The following is a 25277-nucleotide window of genomic DNA, read 5'->3' on the forward strand; positions in this document are numbered from 1 at the left end:
TTATTCCACGGCAGGCAGCTGGTATTTGATATATTGACGTAGCGCTTCGTGCATCTGGCTATTCCTTTCGTCCTCTAAGCCGCGCTCTTCATATTCTTTCGCCAGCTGAATAATCACCTCATCATATTTCCCTTTAAAGGTGATGTTATTAACCGCCACCTGCTTAATCATTAACTCGCGCAAGGCAGCGACTTCAATCTGCAGCTGGTTTACCGTTTCTTCCAGCTCGTTTACGCGTTCTTCATTCGACATAGGTTCTCCAGATGTTATTAAGCTGTGGCTGTGTCAGGGCCTGAATATCGCATTGGCATGCGTGTAATTCAAGCGTGAAGCGCTTACTTCGCCACCGGTAGATCCTCTCAGGGCTTGAGTCTGTGGTACGCTGGGAAAAAGAAAGATTTAGATCTATTTCCTGTCGGGAAACATGTGGTTTAGAAAAACCTGTTTTCATTAACGGTCAGGGCTGACTGGCGTATCACCTTCGAATTCACCGACGGCGATGCCTATATTCTCAACCTGGAGGACTACCACTGATGGCAATGTTCAATCCCCCGCATCCGGGCGGTCTGATCACCGAATACATCGAAGATAACAATGTTGGCTTGCGCGTACTGGCGAAAGAGCTTGGTGTTTCTGCTTCAGCGCTGAGCAAAGTCGCCAGCGGGAAAGCATCGGTCAGCCCTGAAATGGCGGTGCGGCTCGAGGCGGGGCTGGGTATTGCGGCGCGCCTGTGGCTATCAATGCAGGCTGCATGCGACCTGCATAAGGCACGAGAAACCACTGACGTTTCCGGTGTAAATCTGCACCCGGGTATGAATGCCGCTTCTGAGGTGAACAGGGCGGCAAAGTAACGCACCCACGCCAGATACCTGCAAAAAACCGCGCTGACTGCCGTAATGCCGCTCAGTTAAGCATTAATTTGCCTATGCATGCAGGTGCGCATGAATGCGCACCCTACGGAAAACACGCCAATGCTTTGTAGGGTCGCCATTTATGGTGACCGAAAGAAGCTTAACTGACGAGCATTACGCTGACTGGCGCGTTTTTTTGATCTGCTGAAACATCTTTTCGCCGAACCCGGTTCTCCAGATGCTATTAAGCTGTGGTTGTGTCAGGGCCTGAATATCGCATTGGCATAATTCAAGCGTGAAGCGGTTACTTCGCTACCGGCAGATCCGCCAGCCGGGTGGTGTACGCCGGGGACAGCATCTCGTGCTTCATCGACCAGGGTTTCTGAATGCCTTGCCCGGCAAACCATAGCGCGCCGCGCTGGTGGGCGCTCATCTTGTCGATCAGGGCCATTAATTGGTCACTGTTATGTGTTATGGCGCGGCTGATATTCCGCAAACAGATCAAACTGCGCCACGCCATCGCTAAAGAAATCGCCCAGCATTACGCCGCCTTTCGTATAACGCTTACCGGGAACCCAGATGCGATCTAAACAGTTGATCTTGCCCTGAATAATTTTGCCATTGTCAATATTAGGTTGTGATTTTTCGGCTTCAAAATTTTATTAAAATACCATGGTGATCATTTATAAATAAAATATGACGTTTTCTCATGCTTTTTCCATTCATTGTTAACACCAATATCTTGAGGGTTCATGAAGTATGTGTTTGTTAATTAAATTACATAAAATATCGAAAAATGCGATTGTTAATTTGGTTTCATTTTTTTTAGCATTACACGAGCGTTGATGCTCTATATCTCAAGAGTAAACGTATCATAAAAGATTAATGCATTAATCTTAATCTCTAATGTTTTGGAGTGTGGCTTTAAATAGCTAGTTAACCAATGTCTTTATAAGTACTTATAATTCAATCGATTACAAAATGTTTTGTTTATCATTTCCTTTTGCTATGCGTTTTTTCATCTTATTGCTGTAAAATTTCTTGACTATTCCGTAAGGTGGATTTTAGTATTTCAGGATGGTTTGTATACTCGTCGTCCATGAATGGATCTATATATTCATTACCAATCATCTTTTTTAGATATTTAACTCAAATCATAAAAGTATCAACGCACACAGATTTGTATGATAAAAAATAAGGATTAGGTATGAAACTAAGTGAAATTGGTATACGTAATTTCCGACGTCTTGTTGACGTTAAAATTGATATTGAAGAAAAAGAGACTATCTTCGTTGGACCCAATAATAGTGGTAAAACAACAGCAACAGCAATATTTAGATGTTTTTTGGGTGGGAGAGAATTCAGTATTTATGACTTTTCGGTAATCCTCATTCCAGAGTTCCAAAAATTTATTGATTCTAATGGTAGAGAAGATCTTCCAGAAATAAATTTAGATTTGTGGTTTAAAATTGACCCCAGTTCAATAGCTTTTGGACAAGCGTTTCATTTGCTTGACCGTTATGAAGATCTTAATGAGATCGGAATTCGCCTCTCATTAGTTTTTGAGGAGCCTGCGAAACTTAAAGAAAATTATTTTTCCGCTTACCCTGAAATTGAAGGTGTTGGCAGGAATAAATCACTCTTTCAATATTTGAATGTCGATAATAACTTTAAAATACACACTGGATTTATTTATCATGCTCTTTATAAAAGAGGGTCTGAAAGTGGCGGATATGTTGAATCAGAGTTACTAGACTATAAAATTGCTAAGGACATCATTAAAAAATTATTAAAAGTTGAGTTTGTCGATGCTCAAAGGAATATTAATGATAATGATGATAGCGGTAGCAATCGTCTTTCCTCCGCCTTTGCAACATTTTATAATAAAAATTTAAAAAAAGCAGATTTATTTGAAGAAGCCCATAAAGTAATTGATGAAAACAACGAAAAGCTGTCATTGCATTACAAGAAGCAATTTAAACCTTTACTAGATCTTATTCGTGGGCTAGGTGTTCCATCTGCAAGTGAAAGAGAATTAAAAATAATCTCATCTTTGAGTCCTGAAACAGCTTTGAAAGGCAATACCGACCTATTGTACGTGGATTCTGTATTAAATCATGAGTTACCTGAGCTTTATAATGGATTAGGTTTTAAGAATTTAATTTATATGGCAATTCAGGCAAGGCATTTTCATTCGCAATGGATATCATTGGAAAATAATCGGCCATTTTGTCTATTGATTTTTATTGAAGAACCCGAAGCACATCTTCATGCTCAGGTGCAACAGACTTTTATAAATAACGTGTGGAAAGTTATTAATGATGCGTCTTTGCAAAATGGTATTACTACCATGGCTCCTCAAGTTATAGTCACTACACACTCAACTCACATTTTAGATTCCGTTGATTTCGAGAAAGTTCGGTATTTCCAAAGATGTAAAACAGTTGATGTTATTGACAGCAAAATTCTTAATGCTTCATCAGTTCATAGCCTGCGTGCATTCCGACCGGAAATTGAGTTGCAATTAGAAGAGGATGATCAGGAATTAATTTCTCAAGCTCAGGCTCTTACATTCCTTAAACAATATTTACGACTAACACATTGCGATCTTTTCTTTTCTGACGCGGCTATTCTTGTTGAAGGTGCCGTTGAAAAATTATTAATGCCTTCTATGATAGATAAGGTTGCTAGCAGATTAGGAACAACTTTCCTGACCATTCTTGAGGTGGGGGGGGCTTTTGCACATAGATTCGAAGGATTGTTGAAGTTTTTACATATTCCTTATCTTGTTATCACCGATCTTGATTCTGTTGAGCCGCAAGGAAGACTTAAAACTTGCCGAGCTGATGTTTTAGGTGCAAGAACCTCAAATGCGTCACTTAAAAGGTTGTGCAAAAAAAATACTATCAGTGATCTCATAAATATGAATTATGATGACAAGATTAGTATTGAGCATAATAGATTCATTGCTTTTGGAATGGATGTAAATGTTATTGAAGATGGATCAAGCTTATCAATGCGGCCTAGAACTCTTGAAGAGGCAATTGCTTATGAAAATTTCTCACTTCTTCGCTCCGATGAGCTTTACATCGGAATAAAAATCCCAAAAGATCTTCGTAAGGCATATGATGAAATATATAATCATATTCGCTCAGATAGTTTCAAAAAGACTGACTTTGCAATGAGATTACTTATTAATAAAGATTGGGTGGTTCCATCTTACATAACCGAAGGTTTGAAATGGCTGGAAGGGTTTTTATGTCCCACATTAAGTAATGATGAAAGTAATTTTAAATCAACTATTAGTGAGACTTCAGAGGCATCTGTATGATTGATTATAGAGTTACTGAAGCAGAGATAAGAATAGAAGATTGCTTAAATAAAAATATTAGCTTTGCAGTTATTGCAGGTGCAGGATCAGGGAAGACTAGCTTACTTATTAAAACATTAAAGTCTGTACTCCATAAAGAAGGACGAAAATTACGACAAAATGGACAAAAGATTGCCTGTATAACCTTTACTAAAAGAGCTGTAAACGTAATAAAAAAACGTCTTGAGTTTGATGATGTTTTCGAAGTCAGTACATTGCATAGCTTTTTATGGGCTCAACTTTCTGGTTTTAATCATGACATAAGAAAGTCATTAATTAATTTCCGGCTTCCTCTTTTAATTGAAAAAGAGAAGGGTAAAGATAATGGAGGGAAGAGTAAGTCAGCTTTAGCAGCTCGTAACAAGGCAGAGCTTATTCAGAGGGAGTTAGATGCATTACACACTGTATCTTCCTTCCATTACAGTGATTCAAACTATGGAAATTATCTTGAAGGTAAGCTTGGTCATGATGATATTATTTCAATCGCAGTATATCTCTTAAATAATAACGTAACTTTTAGAAAAATTCTTGGGTTACGTTATCCGTATATCTTTATCGATGAAGCACAAGATACTAATGGAGATATTCTGGCTGGCTTTAATTTATTAGGTGATGGGAATTGTTTACCCTTGACTGGATATTTTGGCGATCCTTGGCAACAAATATATGATGGCAGTATAGGTGATTTTTTCCCTCCCAAAAATGGTGAGATAATAAAGAAAGATGAAAACTTTAGATGTTCAATAAGTGTAATAAAACTACTTAATGCTTTTCGTAAAGACCTTTGTCAATATCCTGCAGGGGAAAATTCTGAACGTGAAGGGAGTGTTGTTTTTCATCTAATTAAAGCAGAAGTTCCTGAACTTCCAAGAAACCAATATTCAGAAGAACAAATATCACGTGCTCTATCGAAAATGGATAAGGCACTTATGAATTGGGCGTGGGACAAAGAAGATAATGTAATGCGTTTGTTTTTAGTCAGGCAAATGATCGCTAGGCGTTTAGGGTTTCCTACTATTAATAAACTATTTACTGGAGGTTATTCATCAATACGTTCTCAGGAGCTATTTGAATCAGGGGAACATTATTTATTACATCCATTAATCTCATTAATCTGCCCTTTGATCATATCACACCAAAAAGGAGATAAGAGGAAGGTGTTATCTGTTCTGCAAAGTAATTGTCCTTTCTTTAACTCCGAAGGACCAAATGCTACAAAATCCTTACAGTCAATTATTGATTTGTCAGTTTCTTTCGTAGAGCAGTTATATAAAATTTGGTGTGAAGGGACAATCAGAGATATTCTACAATTCTGTATGGAAAATCAACTTATTGAAATAAGTGATCTTTTACAGTCCCATTTACTAAGAAATCCTCGAACAGAAATTTTTGACCCTGAAGTTCATGGTATTGAAAAGAATGACTGGCTAACTGACTCACTTTTCTCCATGGACACAAAAGAGTTGATGGCTTATTATCATTTCATATCACAAAATACTCCTTATAGTACCCAGCATGGAGTTAAAGGTGAAGAGTATAAAAAAGTTTTAGTTGTTTATGATGATGTTGAGGCTAGCTGGAATAACTATAATTTTGGGAAGATTTTAACGCCCGGATTATCGGGTCATCCCACTGAGGGACAACTCAACCGAGGAAGGAAATTAGCATATGTGTCTTTTTCTCGAGCCCTAGATGACTTACGAGTAATTTTATTCACGCCAGATCCTGAAGAAGCTAAGAATGAGTTATTAGGTTCGGGACTACTTTGTCCAGATCAAGTGGAGTTAGGTGATTGATTGTATGATTTTTAATGTTTTTGTTTCTTGCTAGCATTTTCATAAAGGGTTGTTTATATATATTGTCAATAGGTGTTTTGATGAGTTCAGGACTGTATTGGATATCTGGTAATTATATATATGGGCCAAAGGAATCAGGTAAATTTTGGATTTCTAATGGTTACATTTATGGGCCTAAAAATTCGGGGAAGTATTGGATCTCTGATAATTATATTTATGGCCCGAAGCATAGTGGGAAGTTTTGGATAAGTGGGGGGTATATTTATGGACCTTCAGGTATCAATTTACCTTGGTTGGAGGGCTGAGAGTAAAGGCGCTAAGTGAAAATTCAGTATAGAACGTACCTATGAACCTTCTGAGCAAACTAATGGTGATAATGAAAATCCATTATCACCATTTTTCGATACTTGCATTTTTTCAAACTAACGAAAAAATATTTTATTAATTATATACACTTTAAATTATTTTTATTTATTTAATGATATTATATTTCTAGTAAGGAAACGTTCTAAAATATTTTCTACGCTATAAAATTATGCTGGGGAATTTAATAGGACTGTCAAATTTCACGCAGTTAGAACGCCTATACTGAATTTATTAGGATAAAGATACTGTATCGTGTGATAAATGCTAGCCCACCGGTGGATTCATTCTTTCATATCTCGAAATATTTAGATAAGTGGAGGGACTTACTTCGCCACCGGTAGATCCGCCAGCCGGGTGGTGTACGCCGGTGACAGCATATCGCGCTTCATCGACCAGGGTTTCTGAATCCCCTGGCCAGCAAACCATAGCGCGCCGCGCTGGTGGGCATTCATCTTATCGATCAGGGCCATCAGTTGGTCACTATTATGACGCGGCTGATATTCCGCAAACAGATCAAGCTGCGCCACGCCATCGCTAAAGAAATCGCCCAACATCACGCCGCCTTTCATATAACGCTTACCGGGAACCCAGATACGATCTAAACAATTAAGCGTGGCCTGAATAATATCGCGACTGTCAGCGGTGGGCGTAATCAAGGTTTGACTGGCCGCATTGGCGTAATAAGGATGATGCGCATCGTGCGGGCTGGTGCGAATAAACGTCCCGATATGACGGCAATATTGCCGCTCGCTGCGCAGCTTCTCTGCGGCGCGCGCGGCGTAATTGGCGATGGCTTCGCGCATATCCTGATATTCGGTAATACGATCGCCAAACGAGCGCGAGCAGAGAATATTTTGTCGGTTGGGAACCACCTCCTCAAACGCCAGACAAGACTCGCCACATAATTCACGTACCGTGCGCTCCAGCACCACGCCGAAGTGTTTCCGGATCAGCGCGGTTGGGGTTTCCGCTAATTCCAGCGCGGTGTTGATCCCCATCAGGTTGAGCTTTTTCGATAAGCGCCGGCCCACGCCCCACACCTCTTCAACCTTGACGAGTTTCATCAACTCGCGCTGACGGTGGGGCAAAGAGAGATCCATCACGTTCTCGGCTTTGGTCCAGCGTTTGGCCGCCCAGTTGGCGAGTTTGGCGAGGGTTTTGGTCGGTGCAATGCCGACACCCACGCGCAGATGGGTGTCCTGATAAATGCGGTCGCGGATATCGCAGCCTAACTGTTCAAACGTCATGCAGGCATTGATGCCGGTAACATCAACGAAGGCTTCGTCAATGGAATACTCATCCACACGCGTGGATATCAGCGCCAGCGTCTCCATCACGCGGCGCGACATATCGCCATACAACGCATAGTTAGACGAGAACACCACCACTTTGTGACGCATCAGCTCTTCGCGATGTTTGAAGTAGGGCGCGCCCATCTTGATGCCCAGCGCCTTGGCTTCTCTGCTCAGGGAAATAATGCAGCCGTCGTTATTCGACAGCACCACAATCGGTTTGCCACGCAGATCCGGGCGAAACACCGTTTCACAGCTGGCGTAAAACGAGTTCACATCCACCAGGGCAAACATCAGCGGCCTATGGTTTTAATCACGTGTTTAACGATGCCGAAGACTTCGAACTCATCGGCGTCAGGAATGGCGATAATCGCATGGGTTGCGTTCATCGGTTTGAGATGCAGGTAAGGCTGCAGCATCAGCTGTTTCACGGTGAACTCGCCGGAAAGTGACGCCACCACAATGTCACCGTGTTTGGGTTTCAGCGAGCTGTCCACCACCAGCATGTCGCCCTCATTGATCCCGATGTCGATCATCGAGTCACCGCTGACTCTGATGAAGTAGGTTGAACTGGGGTGATCGACTAAAAAGTCGTTGAGGTCGATGCGTTGTTCAACGTAGTCCTGAGCTGGGGACGGAAAGCCGCAGGGCACGCGGCTGATGAACAAGGGTAAGGCGAGAATGGCGCGGATTTCCGCGGGCTGATAAAACTGCATGGCTGCGATCTCAAATCATTACTGTATGTGTATACAGTAATGTCGATTGGGCAGTTTGATCAAGCCAGAACCGGCAATGATTTGCAAAACAGTTGGCAACAAAGGATATTTATTTTGTGCCGAATGGCGTGCCGCTGCGCTTAAATCATCATTCCCATGATCTGCAGGGTGCTCTGCTGCGAGGCGGTAACAAACGGAATGTCTTTGATGTGCTGCATGCCAAAGGCTTCATAGAACTTACGTGCACGCACATTATCGCCTAACACTTCCAGCCACAGATAGCCTTCACGCTTGTCGCGCGCTTCATTGATGATGCTCTCGAACATCCAGCGGCCGTAATTTTTGCCGGTTTCTTCCGGATTGAGGTACAGCTTATTCAGCAGCGCGCCGCTCATGCCGGAATCCGGTACCGGCGTGTTCCAGGTGACTTTGGCAAAGCCAATCGGCTTGTCGGTCTCGGCGATCAGCCAGCTCTCGTTGGGGGCCGCGAGGCTGCTATTCAGCTCCGCCAGGCCATATTCCTTGTCGATAAAGGCATCCAGCTCTTCTGCGGAAACCCACATATGTTTAAAATGCGCGCTGTAGGTCATGCGCCCCAGCAGGTGCAGCAGCTCTGCATCCTCTGCCTTGGCTTTGCGTATGGTGAACTCCATGCCAGATTTCCTTGCTTCATTCTTGTTATTAATTCACATCGTCGGTGCGAGCAGAGGCCACCGAAGGGCAGTTACCATAACGTGTTAGTAACAAAAACCCAAGATAACCAGAGCTTTCTGTTAACAAGGTATCACGCTGATGATCTATAGTGAGTAGTGAGAACTAAGCGTAAGCCCATATTCTCAGGAGGTAGAAGATGTCAGATTCGCAACCTAAAATTATCGGCGAAGCCGCCTATGCGTTACTGCTACGTCGTGAGGATGTCAGCGTCTCATCGCTGCTGACAGAGCTCGCGCGCATGGCGAGAAAAGAGCAAAACACGCAACAGCAGCAGCGCATTGCCCAGGCTCAGCAATGGTTGCTCACGCACCGTCAACCGGCGGGCAGCGATAACCGCGTCCATTCCGCGTTGCGCGGGTTGAGTCGTCAGGAAGGCAGCGTCAGAATGCCTTCGGCCGATACCGACGACAGTTGACCAGCCCAATAAGCTCACGCGTCGATGACTTTCGGCGCTGAGCGCACGGATTTGGAAATAAAAGCTTTCCAATTATCCTAATTCACCTTTATTAGCACTTTTTGCAACAAATCCCGCCTGCTAACTTGAGTAAGCTCCTTGTACAGCTTTTTGCTACCTGTACAACTTTACTTAGGTCAAATGATCTAACTTTTTTAATTATTGGGGTCAATTATGCGTCAGAACGGATACACGCCGAGTTCAGTCGAGGCCATTGCCAACTACTTCAGCAAAGCGTCGCTGCCATCGCAGCAGGAAACATTGGGTCAGATCGTGGTTGAAATCTTACGCGAAGGCCGTAATCTCAACCGCAAATCGCTCTGTACCAAGCTGCTGCGCAGACTGGAACTGGCCGCCAACGCCGAAGAAGAGCATCACTATCATCAGCTGATTGGCTTATTATTTGAACGCGAAAGCTGAGAGCCTGTCAGATTTCAAACTTGTACAAGTATTAGAATTTTACTCTGAATACGCTCCCACACTGGTTTCGCCCCGCTCCGGGGCGAAACGGCGATCAGAGATTCGTTATGAATGATTCGTTATGAATAGAAGTGAACAGCAGAAAATAATCGATGAAATTATTGGCGAAGCCGCGCTGGCGTTGCTGCAGCGCCCGGGGCCCGTTAATACTCAGGCGCTGATGGATCAGCTGACGCTGATGAAACAGCAGAGCACCGATGACGAACAGCGTGCAGCGATCACTGCCGCCATCACCGATGTGCGCAACAGCATTTCGGCGGGGAAAAAATTGCGCGAAGAGCAGCCGCAGCGAGACAACGTTCTTCAGCTGTTTGGTCATAACCAGCAGTCTGGCAACAATCGTAAACATTGACCGATTGGCTCGCATTGAGGACATAGCAATGCGGGAATATACGCAATCACGGGACTGGAATCATGTCGGAAAATCACAACCTCTATGCTGCACTGCCTGACACCGAGTTGGCAGAGCATTTTCGCAATGCAGACAGTACGCTAAAAAACGAAGCTGCCGTATTGGATAGGGTTATCCGCCACGTGCTGGCCACGGAAGGACGAGTCAGTAATAAATCGATTATTCTTTGTCTGATTATGGCGCTGGAAACCGCAGAAAGTGATGCTGAAGCCGATGTGCTGCGCAAAACGCTGGAAATTGTGGTGGGCTATACGCCTGACGACGCCTGATATTCTTCTCTGTCCCCCATGCGGGGACAATCTCATTACTCCTTTCGTAAGAGAGCCAACCGGCGTTTTGCTTTACCAATGTTAATTCTGTGTAACCAAGTGCGAAACTGTTTTAACTGAATATGTGACGCAATCTCAGTAGAAAGCGTGCAAATATAAAGTTGACTCTGGGTATGATTATTGGTGCCGGTGGCGTAAATTTCGCTTTTATTATCACGCTGTTGTAATTCAATTCCTGTGAAGTGTAAATCTCCCCACAGCTGCAGAATGGCCTCGAACTTTTTAAAGTCCATCATGATTACCTTATTATTTTGACTTATTATGGAGAGTTGCTGGCTCGGTACAACATAAACAATTAAGCCAGCATCTTTGATTATTAAATTATGGATAGTCGCGTTTAGGCGCAGACCTCCTCATCCATTTGCGTTTATTACCGCTTTGCTTATCCATGGCTAATGCGCTGGCGCTAGCCGGATCAAACAGCGACAAACTTTCTATTTGATGCACCATAATCACTTTGCGAAACTCAAGGGCATTTTTCGGCGACGAAGAGAAATCAATGTCGTGATTGTGGTACCACAAACTGTAATTATGCTCGATCGCCAGGTTGAGCGTGCGTGAATCGCGATAGCCACTTAGCATCGGGATCAACACAATATTGGCGGTATTCGGATACTCAAACGTTGCTGCATGAATCATACCGATATAAATACGGCGCGATTTCAGCGTAACCCACGCCAGTTCGCCTTCTTCCATGCACTGCAGCAATAACTGTTCAATGCCGTTGGAACGTGAAAGCCGCTGATACAGCTCTTTGCGCCCGCCGGCGTTAAGCCGGGCGCTCACCGCCCAATTGGAGCGATACATGCAGAAGAGGATGGCAAAGGCCAGCATCAATACCACCGGCGCCTGAATGCCTAAAAAACTCCACGTCATGAAGTCGACATTCCAGTGGACATTTTCTGCCGAAGTCAGGGCAAAGGCATTGTTCACACCGGATGCGGCCAGCAGAATCAGCCAGATAATGGCGGTCGCCAACACGCCTTGCAGTACAAATATGCAGCCATACAGTGCAATAAGAAAATAGACATCCCAGCCAAAAGAGCGCTTAATTTTCAAACGGCTCGACATGTCGCGGCTAGTATACCAATAACCGCATACCATCATTACCATAAATATCGCCGTGCCCATCTAAATATCCTTTAATGTGCTGACATGATGGGCAAAATCGCGCTGTACTTCAGGACTCAATGGATTAACCGAAGCGTTGCCGTCTTCATCAATAATAATTCTGTCACCTTCCTCAATCGATTCCTGAATGTCCTGGCGCGTCATGACTTGCACTAATGATTCGGGACTACCAAAAAGAGAGGTTAAAAAGCCAAACATAGCAGGATCCTTTATATTTCATATCAACATGAACTATGGCACATCCTGCAAAGAGAACGCCTCATATCCGAATATTAAGCAAAATTCCAGATTAATCTGCCGATAGAGTTAGCGTAATTGGCGATAAACAGGGAATAACCGATGCGGCTAATAAATGGCAATGCTGTTCATTCAGCATTGCCTGATTGACATTAATCAGAACAGTTCACGATAAAGTGATCTAATCATCTCGACGCTGCACTCACGCGGATTGCCCGGCGTACACACATCAGCGAAGGCGGCGGCGGCGAGCGCATCCACATCCTGCTCCTGCATGCCGATATCACGCAGTCTGAGCGGAATACCGATATCGTGGTTCAGGGTTATCACCGCATCAATCGCCAGCGCACGTGCGTCGGCTAATGAACAGGCATAGGCACCTTCTATGCCGAGTGCATGCGCGATAGCGCGGTATTTCTCGCCGGTATGTTCGGCATTGAACGCCATGATGTGCGGCAGCAGTACCGCATTGGCGATGCCGTGCGGCGTGCCGTAAAACGCGCCCAGCGGGTGCGCCATACCGTGCACCAGACCGAGTCCGACATTCGAGAAGCCCATCCCGGCGATGTACTGACCCAGCGCCATATCGGCAACGCCCGCAGGCACGCCTTTGACCGAGTCACGCAGCGAGCGGCCAATAATTTCAATCGCCTTGAGATGGAACATATCGGTGAGCTCCCACGCACCGCGCGTGATGTAGCCTTCAATGGCGTGCGTCAGCGCATCGACGCCGGTGGCCGCTTTCAGGCTGGCGGGCATGCTGGCCATCATGTCGGGATCGATGATGGCAATCGCCGGAATATCGTGCGGATCGTAGCAGACGAACTTGCGCTTCTTCTCTTCATCGGTGATGACGTAATTGATGGTGACTTCCGCTGCGGTGCCTGAGGTAGTCGGCACCGCAATGATCGGCACAGAAGGATTACGCGTGGCGGCACCGCCTTCCAGCATGCGCACATCGCTGAACTCGGGATTGGCAATCATCATGCCGATGGCTTTGCAGGTATCCTGCGGCGAGCCGCCGCCCACCGCGATCAGATAATCGGCACCCGAACGGCGAAAAGCATCGACGCCCGCATGCACCACATCAACGGTGGGATTAGGAATCACGTCATCATAGATTTCGAAACTGAGGTCGTGCTGCGCCAGCAGATCGGTTATGCGGGTGGCGACCGAAAACTTGATCAAATCTTTGTCGGTAACCACCAACGCTTTAGTAAAACCGCGCTTGTGAATCTCATCGACAATCGAATTAATCGCGCCCGCACCGAAATAAGCGGTCTCATTGAGGATCATTCTGTTAATCATAATAATTACCTTCACGTAGATGCCAGATTTAATTTTTTTCGATTAAATTCATCAAGATAAGAAGATTTAACCGTATCCAGATTTACGGGGTAATTAAGAGGGAGATATTGCGTTACCTCAATAAAAACGCGATTTCCACTTAATGAAATACCCGACAGAAATTACGAGCCTAAACGCAAGGTCTCGGCACGCTTCGCGGTGTCGTAGACATATTGCAGCATCGGTTCCAGATCGGTGTCGGGCCCGGAGCTGATGATCTTGGCGCGCAGCCACTCAATCTCGCTGGTGATATCCGGCGGGAAAATGGTGTTGTTCTGCGCATTACGCAGCCATTTCAGCAGGAAGTTATTCTTGCCGCGTATACCGCCAGACTTCTTGGTTTTGGCGTTAATTTTCAGGGCGACCAGAATGCAGTAATAGAAGTGAACGCGTTGGCTATAGCTTTGCGGGATCATCGTCGATCACCTGCCGTGACAAGTGAAAAATGTGATGTCGATCGGTTTTCCATCATCCGGATTCCTGCCTGAATGGGTCTAACAGCCGTGATCAATGCCGATCAGGGCGCAATTTCCGCGCTGTAGCCGCACGGTAAACGCACCATATGATAATCCGCGCGGCGGATGCAAGTCGGCATAATCCGGGAATTGAGGCGGGAGAAGGGCGTAATACTGCCAGAAATAAGCGAAGCGGTTGAAAAATCCGTGAGGCGATTCTTTTGCGGCATAACCCTTAAAACTGCCACTTATCCTATAGCGAAGCCGCATGAATCTGGCAATATCGTGATCTGCGTCTACACTTAAAGTTGACGATGTTCGCAGTAAGACTGGCGAGTGAGTTCAAATGATGTTTGTTTGTGGAGAGTTATCTATCGAAATTCCGTGTTATCTGCAAAACCTCCTCGCGCACACTTCTGCGGTTGTAACCGCCTCGATCGCCCAGCCAGTCTCCGAACATCCTGTGATGGTAAATTCCACAAGACAGGAGAAGAGTCGTGACCCCCGCGGTTAATCAGAACAGCACCTTGCCGTCGTTAAGTGGCGGACTTTATGCCTTCTTTTTTGATGTCGACGGCACGCTGGCAGCGATTCAGTCGCAGCCCGAGTCGGTCTCCATTCCCGCCTCGGTACGCCAGCTCCTGCAACAAATTTCCAATCTCAGCCACGGCGCAGTCGCGTTGGTTTCCGGACGTCCAATTGCGCAACTTGATGCCTTAGTGGCGCCGCTCGAAACGCCAGCCGCTGGCGTGCACGGTGCAGAACGCCGCGATGCGGCGGGACGTGTACATCGCCACAGCTTGCCGGGCGATGTGGCGCAAACGCTGCAAACCGAACTGCAGCAGACGCTGGATCAATGGCCGAATACGCTATTAGAAGTGAAAGGCATGGCGTTTGCGCTGCACTATCGCAATGCGCCGCAGTATGAAAACGCCATCATGCAGCTGGCCGAAGACGCGGCCGCACGCTTTCCCGAGCTGACGCTGCAGCCAGGCAAATGCGTGGTGGAACTGAAGCCGCAAGGCATCGATAAAGGTGCCGCCGTGCGTGAATTTATGCAGGAAGCGCCCTTTGCCGGACGCATTCCGGTATTTGTGGGAGACGACCTGACAGACGAAAAAGGATTCCTCGCGGTCAACGCCATGCAGGGCATTTCTGTCAAAGTCGGTGAAGGGGCCAGCCATGCACGCTATCGCCTCGACAGCGTTGAGGCCGTATGGCACTGGCTTGAACAACTATTATTACAACTAGAACATGACAATGTGGGTAAGGAGTTTAGGTTATGAGTCGTTTAGTCGTCGTATCTAACCGTATCGCGATTCCCGATGGTAGCAAGGCCAGCGCAGGCGGGCTTGCTGTCGGTATTTTGGATGCTCTGCGAGATACCGGAGGATTATGGTTTGGCTGGAACGGAGAGATCAGCGAATTCTCGGGTGAAGAGGAAGATGAAGAACTTTCGCAGATCGAAAAAGACGGCATTACCTATGCCTCACTGCCGCTGAATCAAAACGATTACGATCAATATTATCTCCAGTTCTCCAATACCGTGATTTGGCCGGCTTTCCACTATCGTCTCGATCTGGTGCAGTATCAGCGCGAAGCCTGGGATGGTTATTGCCGCGTCAACACCTTGCTGGCACAGCGCCTTAAACCGCTGCTCAAGCCTGACGATATTCTGTGGATCCACGATTACCATCTGCTGCCGTTTGCCGCCGAGCTGCGCAAACAGGGCATTAATAATCGCATCGGATTCTTTCTGCATATCCCGTTCCCAACGCCTGAGATCTTCAACGCGTTGCCGCCGCATCAGGAACTGCTGGAGATGCTGTGCGACTACGACCTGCTGGGTTTCCAGACAGAATCCGACCGCGTTGCCTTCCTTGATAGCCTGAGCCAGCTAACGCAGCTGCAGAATAAAGGAGAGAAGAAGCATCGCGCCTTCGGTAACACCTTTATGACCGAGGTCTATCCGATTGGTATTGAGCCGGACACCATTAAAGAGATGGCGGAAGGGCCGTTGCCACCGAAAATGGCGGCGATGAAACGTGATTTGGGCGATCTGCAGAACATCATCGCCTGCGAGCGTCTGGATTACTCTAAAGGATTGCCGGAGCGTTTCCTCGCCTTTGAAGCCTTGCTGGCGAACTTCCCACAGCATCGCGGCAATGTTCGCTACTCGCAAATTGCGCCCACCTCGCGCGGCGACGTGCAGGCTTATCAGGACATCCGTCATCAACTGGAAACGGAAGCAGGGCGCATCAACGGTAAATACGGCACGTTAGGCTGGACGCCGCTCTATTACCTCAATCAGCACTTTGATCGCCGCCTGTTAATGAAGATCTTCCGTCTCACCAACGTCGGCTTGATTACACCGCTGCGTGACGGCATGAATCTGGTGGCGAAAGAGTATGTGGCGGCGCAGGACCCGGATAACCCTGGCGTGTTGGTATTGTCACGCTTTGCTGGTGCGGCCAATGAGCTGACCTCGGCGCTGATCGTCAATCCGTACGATCGTGATGAGGTGGCAGCAGCGCTGGACCGCGCGTTGACCATGCCGCGTACCGAACGTATTTCGCGTTATAACGACATGATGGCGGTGTTGCGCAAACAGGATATTTCGCACTGGCGCGAAAGCTTCCTGAAAGATTTAAATACGTTGCCGGTACGCAGTGACGATCACGGCACGGCAAATAAAGTCGCTACCTTTCCGAAATTAGCGTAACACGCACCCAACAAGTAGGGTCGCCATTAATGGCGACCTTGTTTCCAAGAACTCCCAGCCATCAATGACAACCTCCTCGCCAAAAAACGACCCGCCATTACGCCACCGATCACAACTTCATTTCTGCTTCACTGCACAGCGTTTTCACGCGCCACTCTAACTTCACGAAATCGATTTCATTTCTTTAAGCGCTAATGCGCTGACTCATCAGCAAAAAGCGCACATTTTGGTTAAAAAGAACGCAATCGAAAGGTAAAAAAAGCTTTTTTTCGTCTCAACCCTAAAGATCTCAGGTGGTACGCCGATAGTAAACGCGTAGCAAACCGAAAAAATGCCGATTCATTCATTTCTCTAATGTAACGCTCTGTTACATCCCCTGCCGCACGCTAAACACTCCCTACAATTCATTGACGGTTCCCAGGCGCTCTACGCCCAGTCTTCACGCTTCGCTAGCGTCTCGCTTTACGCCACAGGGGCAATATTCCCTGTAAGTGATTAATTTAGAAGCGAATAGTTTCGCGATAATTCAGAGTATTATGCTGCATATAATTCTTTATATGGCGCGTTATAGCACCCTAATTGCAACGAGGCAGATATCTGATCGCGTTGTAATGACAATCTTCCGCAGAGCCTAAAATCCGCCTTACTTCAGCAAATTATTAAAGAAATAATCAGAAATCGCGCAAAAAAAAGACAACAGAAAAGCGATGCTGAAGGGTTGGCGAAAAAATTTGCCTTAAAAGTGTGACGCAGATCACACTTTATCTAAAATTTCGCGCCACTCACGTTGTATGTCGAAATCAGACGATATAGATTTGCCTTGTTTTCAGATTAGTCTTAAAAAACTGTAAGCAGACGTCACGGAAGATGGTTACTACTCAAGCAAAGAATGGCCTGGAGTTTTGATTACTACTGATCAGTGTCCTGACGGGAAGTGAAACAGTTAGGTACGCGTTGGCTCAAGCCTGATTATTTTTTGCCATCTTTAGATTTACCAACCAGCAGCCCGAACCATAGAACAATTTAATTCTGTGGCCGTATATGTGTCGCGTCTATCAGGATGGAAAAAATGGGTACATCAGAATTACTAAAACATATATATGACATCAATCTGTCATATTTGCTTCTTGCTCAGCGTTTAATTAACCAGGAAAAAGCTTCAGCAATGTTTCGTTTAGGCATCGATGAATCGATGGCTGATACATTGTCGCAATTAACCTTACCTGAGATGGTAAAATTAGCGGAAACCAATCAACTGGTTTGCCAGTTCCGTTTTACCGACCACAACCATATTAATCGTCTGACTCAAGAGTCACGTGTGGATGACTTGCAGCAAATCCACACCGGTATTTTATTATCCAGCCGCCTGCTGCGGAATGCGTCTAAAGATGACGTCTCCGCGAAGAAGAGGGCCGTTTAATGACCGAAAAAAGTATTGTTCAGGAAGCGCGCGATATTCAGCTGGCAATGGAGCTGATTACGTTGGGCGCACGACTGCAAATGCTGGAGAGTGAAACGCAGCTGAGCCGTGGTCGCCTGATTAAACTGTATAAAGAACTGCGTGGTGCTCCACCACCGAAAGGCATGCTGCCATTCTCTACTGATTGGTTCATGACCTGGGAACAAAACATCCACTCCTCTATGTTCTGTAACGCCTGGCAGTTCCTGCTGAAAACCGGGTTGAACAGTGGCGTTGAAGCGGTAATCAAAGCTTATCGCTTGTATCTTGAGCAGTGTCCGCAATCGGACGAGGGCCCGCTGTTGGCGCTAACGCGTGCATGGACCCTGGTGCGATTCGTTGAAAGCGGCATGCTGGAACTGTCTGACTGTAAGTGCTGTGGTGGAAGCTTTATTAACCACGCGCACCAGCCCGTCGGCAGCTTTGTCTGCAGCCTGTGCCAGCCGCCATCACGTGCCGTAAAAAGACGTAAACTTTCTGCAGATTCTGCCGATACCTTTCCACAACTGCTGGATGAACAGGTTAAACGCGCCGTTTAAGTTTGTTCGCATCGTGGAAAACATCCAGCAGCGGTTAATACCGCTGCTTTTTTTTTGCCTGCGATAAACGAATAACACCTGCGGCTCTCTGGCTTAACTTCCATCAACACGTTACGGACGTAAGGATTTTTTGTGCTGATAATTCTGGGTTATATCGTGGTCGTCGGCTCCGTGTTGGGCGGCTACGCGATGGTCGGCGGACATTTAGGCGCGCTCTATCAACCGGCGGAGCTGATCATTATCGGCGGTGCCGGTATTGGTGCTTTTTTAGTCGGCAATAATGGCAAATCGATTAAGAAAACATTAAAAGCGCTGCCATTGTTAATGCGCGGCTCGAAATATAACAAAGCGGTATACATGGATTTAATGGCGCTGCTGTATCGCCTGATGGCGAAATCACGTCAGCAAGGCATGTTGTCATTAGAACGCGACATTGAAGATCCCAGCCAGAGTGAAATTTTCGCTAACTATCCGCGTATTTTGTCCGATAAACAGTTAGTCGATTTTATTACCGATTATTTGCGTTTAATGGTCAGCGGAAATATGAACGCCTTCGAAATCGAAGCGTTGATGGATGAAGAGATCGAGACCTACGAACACGAGTGCGAAGTACCCGCGCAAAGTATATCGGCGGTGGGTGATGGCTTACCGGCTTTCGGTATTGTCGCGGCGGTAATGGGCGTGGTGCACGCACTGGCATCAGCCGACCGTCCGGCGGCCGAACTGGGTGCGTTAGTGGCCCACGCGATGGTCGGTACCTTCCTCGGCATTTTGCTGGCTTACGGCTTTATTTCTCCGCTGGCGTCGGTGCTGCGTCAGAAATGTGCCGAAACCACCAAGATGATGCAGTGCGTGAAGGTGACGTTGCTCTCCAGCCTCAATGGTTACGCGCCGCAAATCGCCGTGGAATTTGGTCGTAAAACGCTCTACTCCGCCGAGCGTCCCTCGTTCTCAGAGTTGGAAGAGCACGTGCGTAACGCCAAGAACCCGGCGAAACAAACTTCGGATGAGAATTCATGAAAGCAGGCAATCGCCCCATTGTGCTGGTTAAAAAGCGCAAACATAAAGGTCACCATGGGAGCCACGGTTCGTGGAAGATTGCCTATGCCGACTTTATGACGGCGATGATGGCGTTCTTTATGGTGATGTGGTTGCTCTCCATCTCCAGCCCCAAAGAGTTGGTCCAGATTGCGGAATACTTTAAAACGCCGTTGAAAGTGGCGTTGACCGGCGGTCAGCGCAGCAGCGACAGCGAAAGTCCGATCCCCGGCGGCGGCGACGATCCGACGCAGCAGAAGGGTGAAGTGAAGAAGATTGTCGATATGGATGCGCAGAAGAAGAAGCTGGAGGAGATCCGCCTGAATCGCCTGCGGGAAAAGCTCGACCAGTTGATTGAAGCCGATCCGCGTCTGAAAGCGCTGCGTCCACACCTGATTATCAACATGGTGGAAGAGGGACTGCGCATTCAGATTATCGATAGCCAGAACCGCCCGATGTTTAAAACCGGCAGCGCGGACGTGGAGCCTTACATGCGCGACATCCTGCGTACTATCGCACCGGTACTGAATGATATCCCGAACAAAATCAGCCTCGCGGGTCACACCGATGATTTCCAGTATGCCAACGGCGACCGTGGCTACAGCAACTGGGAACTGTCGGCGGATCGTGCCAATGCCTCACGGCGCGAGCTGGTGATTGGTGGCCTCGACGGCGCCAAAATGCTGCGTGTGGTCGGTATGGCCGACACCATGAAGCTGAAAAACCGTGGTGCTAATGATGCAGTCAACCGCCGCATTAGCCTGCTGGTGTTGAATCACGACACCGAAGCGGCGATTGAAAAAGAGAATGCCGAGAGCGATGCCGTTCAGGTGAGCGACCCGGCGCAAATTATTCCCGACATTACCGCACCCGCTGTACCGGCTGCGTCGACTGCCCCAACAGGTTCTACTGCGACACCGGCTGCGCCGGTTGCTGCAACGGCCCCTGCGGCAGCGGCGACGCCCGCGGCGAGCGCGGTGACACCAGACCAACCCTCACAGCCGAGGTGATCCCGTGAGCATGGACATCAGCGATTTTTACCAGACGTTTTTCGATGAAGCCGATGAGCTGTTAGCGGATATGGAGCAACACCTGTTGGGACTTGATCCCCAGGAGCCCGATTCCGAGCAGTTGAATGCCATCTTCCGCGCCGCCCACTCCATCAAGGGCGGAGCCGGTACGTTTGGCTTTACGGTTTTACAGGAAACCACCCACATCCTGGAAAACATTCTGGATGGTGCGCGCCGCGGCGAGATGCAGCTCAGCACCGATATCATCAACCTGTTTTTGGAAACCAAAGATATTATGCAAGAACAGCTCGATGCCTATAAAACGGCGCAGGAGCCGAATGCAGAAAGCTTTAAATACATCTGCGAAGCGCTGCGTCAGCTGGCACTGGAAGCGAAAGGCATTGCGCCTGAAGCGCCCAAAGTGGCCGAAGTGGTTGAGATTGCTGCAGCCGTTGCCGCTAGCGGTCTGCGCCTGCAACTGGTTGACCTGAAAGAGAAAGAGCCTGAGCTGATGCTGGAAGAGCTCGGCAATCTCGGCACCGTTAGCAACGTGGTGAAAGGCGCCAATTCGCTGGACGTCACCATTGATGGCGTCGGCAAAGATGACATCGTCGCGGTGCTCTGTTTTGTGCTGGATGAAGCACAGATCCACTTCCCGACAGGCGCAGCGGCCGTTACTGAAGCGCCGGTAGCGGAAGTGGCTGCCGAAGCGGTGCAAACCGCCACCGTGACCGATATTACGCCAGCGGTGAAACGTGAACCTAAGCGTGCCGCCGCACCGGCCAAAGGCAGCGAATCCAGCAGTATCCGCGTGGCCGTGGAGAAAGTGGATCAGCTGATTAACCTGGTTGGCGAGCTGGTGATCACCCAATCGATGCTGGCGCAACGCTCAGGCGCGCTGGATCCGGTGGCGCACGGCGACCTGCTGAACAGTATGGGTCAGCTGGAGCGTAATGCCCGCGACCTGCAGGAATCGGTGATGTCGATTCGTATGATGCCGATGGAGTATGTCTTCAGTCGCTTCCCGCGTCTGGTGCGCGATCTGGCCAGCAAGCTGGGCAAAGAAGTGGAACTGACGCTGCTCGGCAGCTCAACCGAACTGGATAAGAGCCTGATTGAACGCATTATCGATCCGTTAACGCACCTGGTGCGTAACAGCCTCGATCACGGTATCGAAACCCCAGAAAAACGTCTGGCCGCAAATAAAACCGCCGTCGGCAACCTGACGCTCTCTGCGGAACATCAGGGCGGCAACATCTGCATCGAAGTGATCGATGACGGTGCCGGTCTGAACCGCGAACGTATTTTGGCGAAAGCACTGTCATCTGGTCTTCCGGTCAGCGACAGCATGAGTGATGAAGAAGTCGGCATGCTGATCTTCGCGCCGGGCTTCTCCACCGCTGAGCAGGTCACCGACGTGTCGGGCCGTGGCGTGGGCATGGACGTAGTGAAACGTAATATTCAGGAGATGGGCGGTCACGTCGAAATCTCCTCGAAGCAGGGCAAAGGCACCACCATTCGCATCCTGCTGCCGCTGACGCTGGCGATCCTTGACGGCATGTCAGTGCGCGTGGCTAACGAAGTGTTCATTCTGCCGCTCAACGCGGTGATGGAATCGCTACAGCCGACCGCCGAAGAGCTGAAACCGCTGGCCGGTGGCGAGCGCGTGCTGGAAGTGCGTGGCGAATATCTGCCGCTGGTGGAGTTGTGGAATGTGTTTGAGGTGCAGAATGCTAAAACCGACGCCACGCAAGGCATCGTGGTGATTCTGCAAAGCGCAGGCCGTCGCTATGCGCTGCTGGTTGATCAGCTGATTGGTCAGCATCAGGTGGTAGTGAAAAACCTTGAAAGCAACTATCGCAAAGTGCCGGGCATCTCTGCCGCCACCATTTTGGGCGATGGCAGCGTGGCGCTGATTGTGGATGTCTCAGCACTGCAATCGTTGAACCGTGAAAAGCGTGTGGCCGGTGCCGCAGCGTAATAGATAACGAAAGGGTAAAAAAATGACTGACATGGCAACCGTGACCAAAATCGCTGGCGAAACCGTGGGCCAGGAATTCTTAGTTTTCACACTGGGTGACGAAGAGTACGGCATCGACATTCTGAAAGTGCAGGAGATTCGTGGTTACGATCAGGTAACCCGCATCGCAAACACGCCGGAATTCATTAAAGGTGTGACCAACCTGCGCGGCGTGATCGTGCCGATCATCGACCTGCGCGTGAAATTCTCGCAGCCGGATGTGGTGTACAACGAGAACACCGTAGTGATCGTGCTGAATCTTGAGCATCGCGTGGTGGGCATCGTGGTCGATGGTGTTTCTGACGTGCTGTCGCTGACGCAAGAGCAGATTCGCCCTTCACCAGAGTTCGCCGTCACCATGTCTACCGAGTACCTGACCGGTCTGGGTGCGTTGGGTGAACGTATGCTGATTCTGGTCGACATCGAAAAGCTGCTGAGCAGCGAAGAGATGGCGCTGGTGGATAACCTGCGTACCGCATAATCCCCGCAACGGGCCGCGCTGCTGCGGCCCGTTATCATCACGAGCGTGAATTAATTCCTTACAAATCAATAACAAAGCCGCGAAAAACCTCTGCAATATCCCTCAATATTCTCCGCCTTTGGTCGATAACCGATCTGTACCATTTTTTCTTCATTTTCCAGGGCAAACTATGTTTACGAGAATCCGCGTGGTCACCAGCTTATTGCTGGTGTTGTTGGTGTTTGGCTTTTTACAGCTGGCATCCGGCTCACTGTTTTTCAAAGCGTTAAGCGATGACAAAAACAGTTTTAACGTTTCACAACTGGCGAGCAAAAACACTGCCGCCATCAACGATGCCTACATGAGCCTCAATCAGAGCCGTGTGGTGTTAACCCGCATTCAGCTGCGTATCGCAACCAGCAAACTCACCGGCAGCGAAGCGGATATCGCTGGTTTATATGACGACAGCAAAGCCTTCCAGAAAGAGGCCGCCGATAACTATCAGCTATTTAAAGCCACGCCGGACACGCCGGGACAGGATGCCGCGCTGAATAAACGTGTGGATGAAACCTATACCGCCTATGCCAGTGCGCTGGGCCAGTTGCAGGATGCGCTGGTAGCAAAAGATCTCGATCAGGCAGCCAAAGCGCCGGTTGCGCCGAGCCAAAACGCCTTCCTGAAAGAGTATCGCCAGTGGCGTGCCGATCAGGATCGCCTGACCGCTGCGGGCGCCGAAGCGAACAGCTCTGCCTACGATCACATGATTTGGCTGTTAGGCGCGGTGCTGGCGATTGTGGTGGCGGTGATTGTGCTGTGCTGGTTCGGCATGCGCAAAATCCTCATCAAGCCGCTTAATGACAACATTCAGCATATTCAGCACATTGCGCAGGGCGATTTGACGCAGAGCATCGCGGTCGAAGGGCGTAACGAAATGAGCCAGCTGGCGGAAAGCCTGCATGAGATGCAACAGTCGCTGGTGCGCACGGTGAGTGATGTGCGTGACGGTTCGGATGCCATCTTTACCGGGGCGAGCGAAATTTCTGCGGGCAACAACGACCTCTCGGCACGTACCGAAGAGCAGGCGGCTTCACTGGAGCAGACCGCCGCCAGCATGGAACAGCTAACCGCCACCGTGAAGCAGAACGCCGAAAACGCGCGTCAGGCGTCGCAGCTGGCGCTGAGCGCCTCTGAAACCGCGCAGAAGGGCGGCGACGTGGTGCAAAGCGTGGTGCGCACCATGAGCGACATCGCTGGCAGCTCGAAGAAGATCGCCGACATCACCAGTGTGATCGATGGCATCGCTTTCCAGACCAATATCCTGGCGCTCAACGCGGCGGTAGAAGCGGCGCGTGCCGGTGAGCAGGGCCGAGGCTTTGCGGTGGTCGCCGGTGAAGTGCGTAACCTGGCGCAGCGCAGCGCGCAGGCGGCGAAAGAGATCAAAGGGCTGATTGAAGATTCCGTCCAACGTGTGAACAGCGGATCTGAACTGGTTGGCACCGCCGGTGAAACCATGAGTGATATCGTTAATGCGGTGACGCGCGTCACTGACATCATGGGCGAAATTGCCTCGGCGTCGGATGAGCAGAGCCGTGGTATCGATCAAGTTGGTCAGGCGGTAACGGAGATGGATCGCGTGACGCAGCAGAACGCCTCGCTGGTGGAAGAGTCAGCGGCGGCGGCGGCCTCGCTGGAAGAGCAGGCCAGCCGCCTGAGCCAATCAGTGGCGGTATTCCGCGTACCGCGCGCGGCGCAAGCGCAGCAGCAGGCCAGAGCCGGTGTGCGTCATCCACAGATCGCACCACCCACGCTGGGCACACCGCGTAAAGCGGTGACCGCTGCAGCGGGTGACAGCAACTGGGAGACGTTTTAAGTTTCGGAGTGGTCGGTCCCTCACCCTAACCCTCTCCCACACGTGGGAGAGGGAACTGTCCGAGCCAGCATGTGGCAGCGTCTCCCTCTCCCGCCTGCGGGAGAGGGCCGGGGTGAGGGACAACCCGCACAATACCCAATGCGCCCTCATCGCTCACCCGATAAAAGGCGCATTTTTTTTACTGTTAATTTCTTTAGTTATAAAACACT

The 25277-nt window shown here is 48.7% G+C and carries 25 protein-coding genes and 2 pseudogenes; 17 read left to right on the top strand and 10 right to left on the bottom strand.

The genetic code is table 11. From position 1 onward, the window contains the following. A complete protein-coding gene (locus NQH49_RS08175; RefSeq protein ID WP_008102814.1) occupies positions 1-252 on the bottom strand; it encodes a hypothetical protein in 252 nt (83 codons plus the stop codon). A 183-nt stretch (positions 253-435) separates the two neighbouring features. Here NQH49_RS08175 and NQH49_RS08180 point away from each other — a divergent pair. Both NQH49_RS08180 and NQH49_RS08185 read left to right on the top strand, forming a co-directional pair. Next, positions 436-534 (top strand): annotated as a pseudogene (locus NQH49_RS08180) (type II toxin-antitoxin system RelE/ParE family toxin); the annotation flags it as partial. Continuing rightward, entirely contained in the window at positions 534-851 is a 318-nt protein-coding gene (locus NQH49_RS08185) for a HigA family addiction module antitoxin (protein ID WP_256696271.1), read from the top strand. The pseudogene NQH49_RS08180 and the gene NQH49_RS08185, both read left to right, overlap by 1 nt. A 304-nt stretch (positions 852-1155) precedes the next feature. On the opposite strand, the pseudogene NQH49_RS08190 reads toward NQH49_RS08185, so the two are convergent. After that, positions 1156-1486: pseudogene (locus tag NQH49_RS08190) on the bottom strand (DUF4113 domain-containing protein); the annotation flags it as partial. Between the two features lie 572 nt (positions 1487-2058). On the opposite strand from NQH49_RS08190, the gene NQH49_RS08195 reads away from it, so the two are divergent. Beyond that, entirely contained in the window at positions 2059-4182 is a 2124-nt protein-coding gene (locus NQH49_RS08195) for an ATP-dependent nuclease (RefSeq protein WP_256696272.1), read from the top strand. Then, entirely contained in the window at positions 4179-6017 is a 1839-nt protein-coding gene (locus NQH49_RS08200) for a UvrD-helicase domain-containing protein (RefSeq protein ID WP_256696273.1), read from the top strand. Before NQH49_RS08195 ends, NQH49_RS08200 begins: the two co-directional genes overlap by 4 nt. Positions 6018-6706: 689 nt before the next feature. Here the strand turns inward: NQH49_RS08200 and umuC are convergent. The 3 genes from umuC to NQH49_RS08215 form a co-directional block, all read right to left on the bottom strand. Continuing rightward, a complete protein-coding gene (gene umuC / locus NQH49_RS08205; protein WP_256696274.1) occupies positions 6707-7969 on the bottom strand; it encodes a translesion error-prone DNA polymerase V subunit UmuC in 1263 nt (420 codons plus the stop codon). Further along, a complete protein-coding gene (gene umuD, locus NQH49_RS08210) occupies positions 7969-8391 on the bottom strand; it encodes a translesion error-prone DNA polymerase V autoproteolytic subunit (RefSeq protein WP_256696276.1) in 423 nt (140 codons plus the stop codon). The genes umuC and umuD overlap by 1 nt, the downstream gene beginning before the upstream one ends. 140 nt (positions 8392-8531) lie before the next feature. Further along, entirely contained in the window at positions 8532-9044 is a 513-nt protein-coding gene (locus NQH49_RS08215; RefSeq protein ID WP_008102825.1) for a GNAT family N-acetyltransferase, read from the bottom strand. Positions 9045-9241: 197 nt separating this feature from the next. Here NQH49_RS08215 and NQH49_RS08220 point away from each other — a divergent pair, with 197 nt between their 5' ends. From NQH49_RS08220 to NQH49_RS08235, 4 genes are all read left to right on the top strand, one after another. After that, positions 9242-9520: a hypothetical protein gene (locus NQH49_RS08220; RefSeq protein WP_256696277.1), complete on the top strand. Its 279-nt coding sequence runs from the start codon at positions 9242-9244 to the stop codon at positions 9518-9520. Between the two features lie 213 nt (positions 9521-9733). After that, positions 9734-9979, top strand: a complete 246-nt coding sequence (gene ycgZ / locus NQH49_RS08225; protein WP_007891089.1) for a regulatory protein YcgZ — start codon at positions 9734-9736, stop codon at positions 9977-9979. A 121-nt stretch (positions 9980-10100) separates the two neighbouring features. Continuing rightward, positions 10101-10391 (top strand): hypothetical protein, encoded by a 291-nt coding sequence (locus NQH49_RS08230; protein ID WP_256696278.1) that lies wholly within the window; start codon positions 10101-10103, stop codon positions 10389-10391. A gap of 62 nt (positions 10392-10453) precedes the next feature. After that, a complete protein-coding gene (locus NQH49_RS08235; RefSeq protein WP_256696279.1) occupies positions 10454-10720 on the top strand; it encodes a biofilm development regulator YmgB/AriR family protein in 267 nt (88 codons plus the stop codon). Between the two features lie 35 nt (positions 10721-10755). On the opposite strand, the gene NQH49_RS08240 is transcribed toward NQH49_RS08235, so the two are convergent. From NQH49_RS08240 to NQH49_RS08260, 5 genes are all read right to left on the bottom strand, one after another. After that, a complete protein-coding gene (locus tag NQH49_RS08240; RefSeq protein ID WP_256696280.1) occupies positions 10756-11016 on the bottom strand; it encodes a hypothetical protein in 261 nt (86 codons plus the stop codon). Between the two features lie 85 nt (positions 11017-11101). Further along, positions 11102-11911, bottom strand: a complete 810-nt coding sequence (locus NQH49_RS08245; protein WP_256696281.1) for a hypothetical protein — start codon at positions 11909-11911, stop codon at positions 11102-11104. Further along, complete coding sequence (locus NQH49_RS08250) at positions 11912-12109, bottom strand: hypothetical protein (protein ID WP_008102837.1); 198 nt, start codon at positions 12107-12109, stop codon at positions 11912-11914. Between the two features lie 195 nt (positions 12110-12304). Further along, positions 12305-13456, bottom strand: coding sequence for a lactaldehyde reductase (fucO, locus tag NQH49_RS08255; RefSeq protein WP_256696282.1), 1152 nt, complete (start codon positions 13454-13456; stop codon positions 12305-12307). 161 nt (positions 13457-13617) lie between these two features. Continuing rightward, positions 13618-13911 (bottom strand): hypothetical protein, encoded by a 294-nt coding sequence (locus NQH49_RS08260; protein ID WP_305961176.1) that lies wholly within the window; start codon positions 13909-13911, stop codon positions 13618-13620. A 536-nt stretch (positions 13912-14447) separates the two neighbouring features. On the opposite strand from NQH49_RS08260, the gene otsB reads away from it, so the two are divergent. The 9 genes from otsB to NQH49_RS08305 all read left to right on the top strand — a co-directional run bounded on the left by otsB (position 14448) and on the right by NQH49_RS08305 (position 25068). Then, positions 14448-15236 (top strand): trehalose-phosphatase, encoded by a 789-nt coding sequence (gene otsB, locus NQH49_RS08265; protein WP_256696284.1) that lies wholly within the window; start codon positions 14448-14450, stop codon positions 15234-15236. Then, a complete protein-coding gene (otsA, locus tag NQH49_RS08270; protein ID WP_008102848.1) occupies positions 15233-16672 on the top strand; it encodes an alpha,alpha-trehalose-phosphate synthase in 1440 nt (479 codons plus the stop codon). Before otsB ends, otsA begins: the two co-directional genes overlap by 4 nt. Before the next feature lie 1069 nt (positions 16673-17741). After that, the gene (flhD, locus tag NQH49_RS08275; RefSeq protein ID WP_256696286.1) at positions 17742-18092 is read left to right on the top strand and encodes a flagellar transcriptional regulator FlhD; all 351 of its coding nucleotides are present in this window, start codon (positions 17742-17744) and stop codon (positions 18090-18092) included. Further along, positions 18092-18670, top strand: coding sequence for a flagellar transcriptional regulator FlhC (gene flhC, locus NQH49_RS08280; protein WP_008102852.1), 579 nt, complete (start codon positions 18092-18094; stop codon positions 18668-18670). The genes flhD and flhC overlap by 1 nt, the downstream gene beginning before the upstream one ends. 132 nt (positions 18671-18802) lie before the next feature. Next, positions 18803-19690, top strand: a complete 888-nt coding sequence (gene motA, locus NQH49_RS08285) for a flagellar motor stator protein MotA (protein WP_007891047.1) — start codon at positions 18803-18805, stop codon at positions 19688-19690. Continuing rightward, positions 19687-20718 carry a flagellar motor protein MotB gene (motB, locus tag NQH49_RS08290; protein ID WP_256696287.1) on the top strand — a complete coding sequence of 344 codons (1032 nt, stop codon included), beginning with the start codon at positions 19687-19689 and terminating at the stop codon, positions 20716-20718. Before motA ends, motB begins: the two co-directional genes overlap by 4 nt. A 10-nt stretch (positions 20719-20728) precedes the next feature. Then, entirely contained in the window at positions 20729-22699 is a 1971-nt protein-coding gene (cheA, locus tag NQH49_RS08295; RefSeq protein WP_256698398.1) for a chemotaxis protein CheA, read from the top strand. Positions 22700-22721: 22 nt separating this feature from the next. Next, a complete protein-coding gene (gene cheW / locus NQH49_RS08300) occupies positions 22722-23219 on the top strand; it encodes a chemotaxis protein CheW (RefSeq protein WP_008102858.1) in 498 nt (165 codons plus the stop codon). A gap of 169 nt (positions 23220-23388) precedes the next feature. After that, positions 23389-25068 carry a methyl-accepting chemotaxis protein gene (locus tag NQH49_RS08305; protein WP_256696288.1) on the top strand — a complete coding sequence of 560 codons (1680 nt, stop codon included), beginning with the start codon at positions 23389-23391 and terminating at the stop codon, positions 25066-25068. The last annotated feature ends 209 nt before the right edge of the window (positions 25069-25277 follow it).

It is taken from the genome of Pantoea trifolii (assembly GCF_024506435.1).
Classification (GTDB): domain Bacteria; phylum Pseudomonadota; class Gammaproteobacteria; order Enterobacterales; family Enterobacteriaceae; genus Pantoea; species Pantoea trifolii.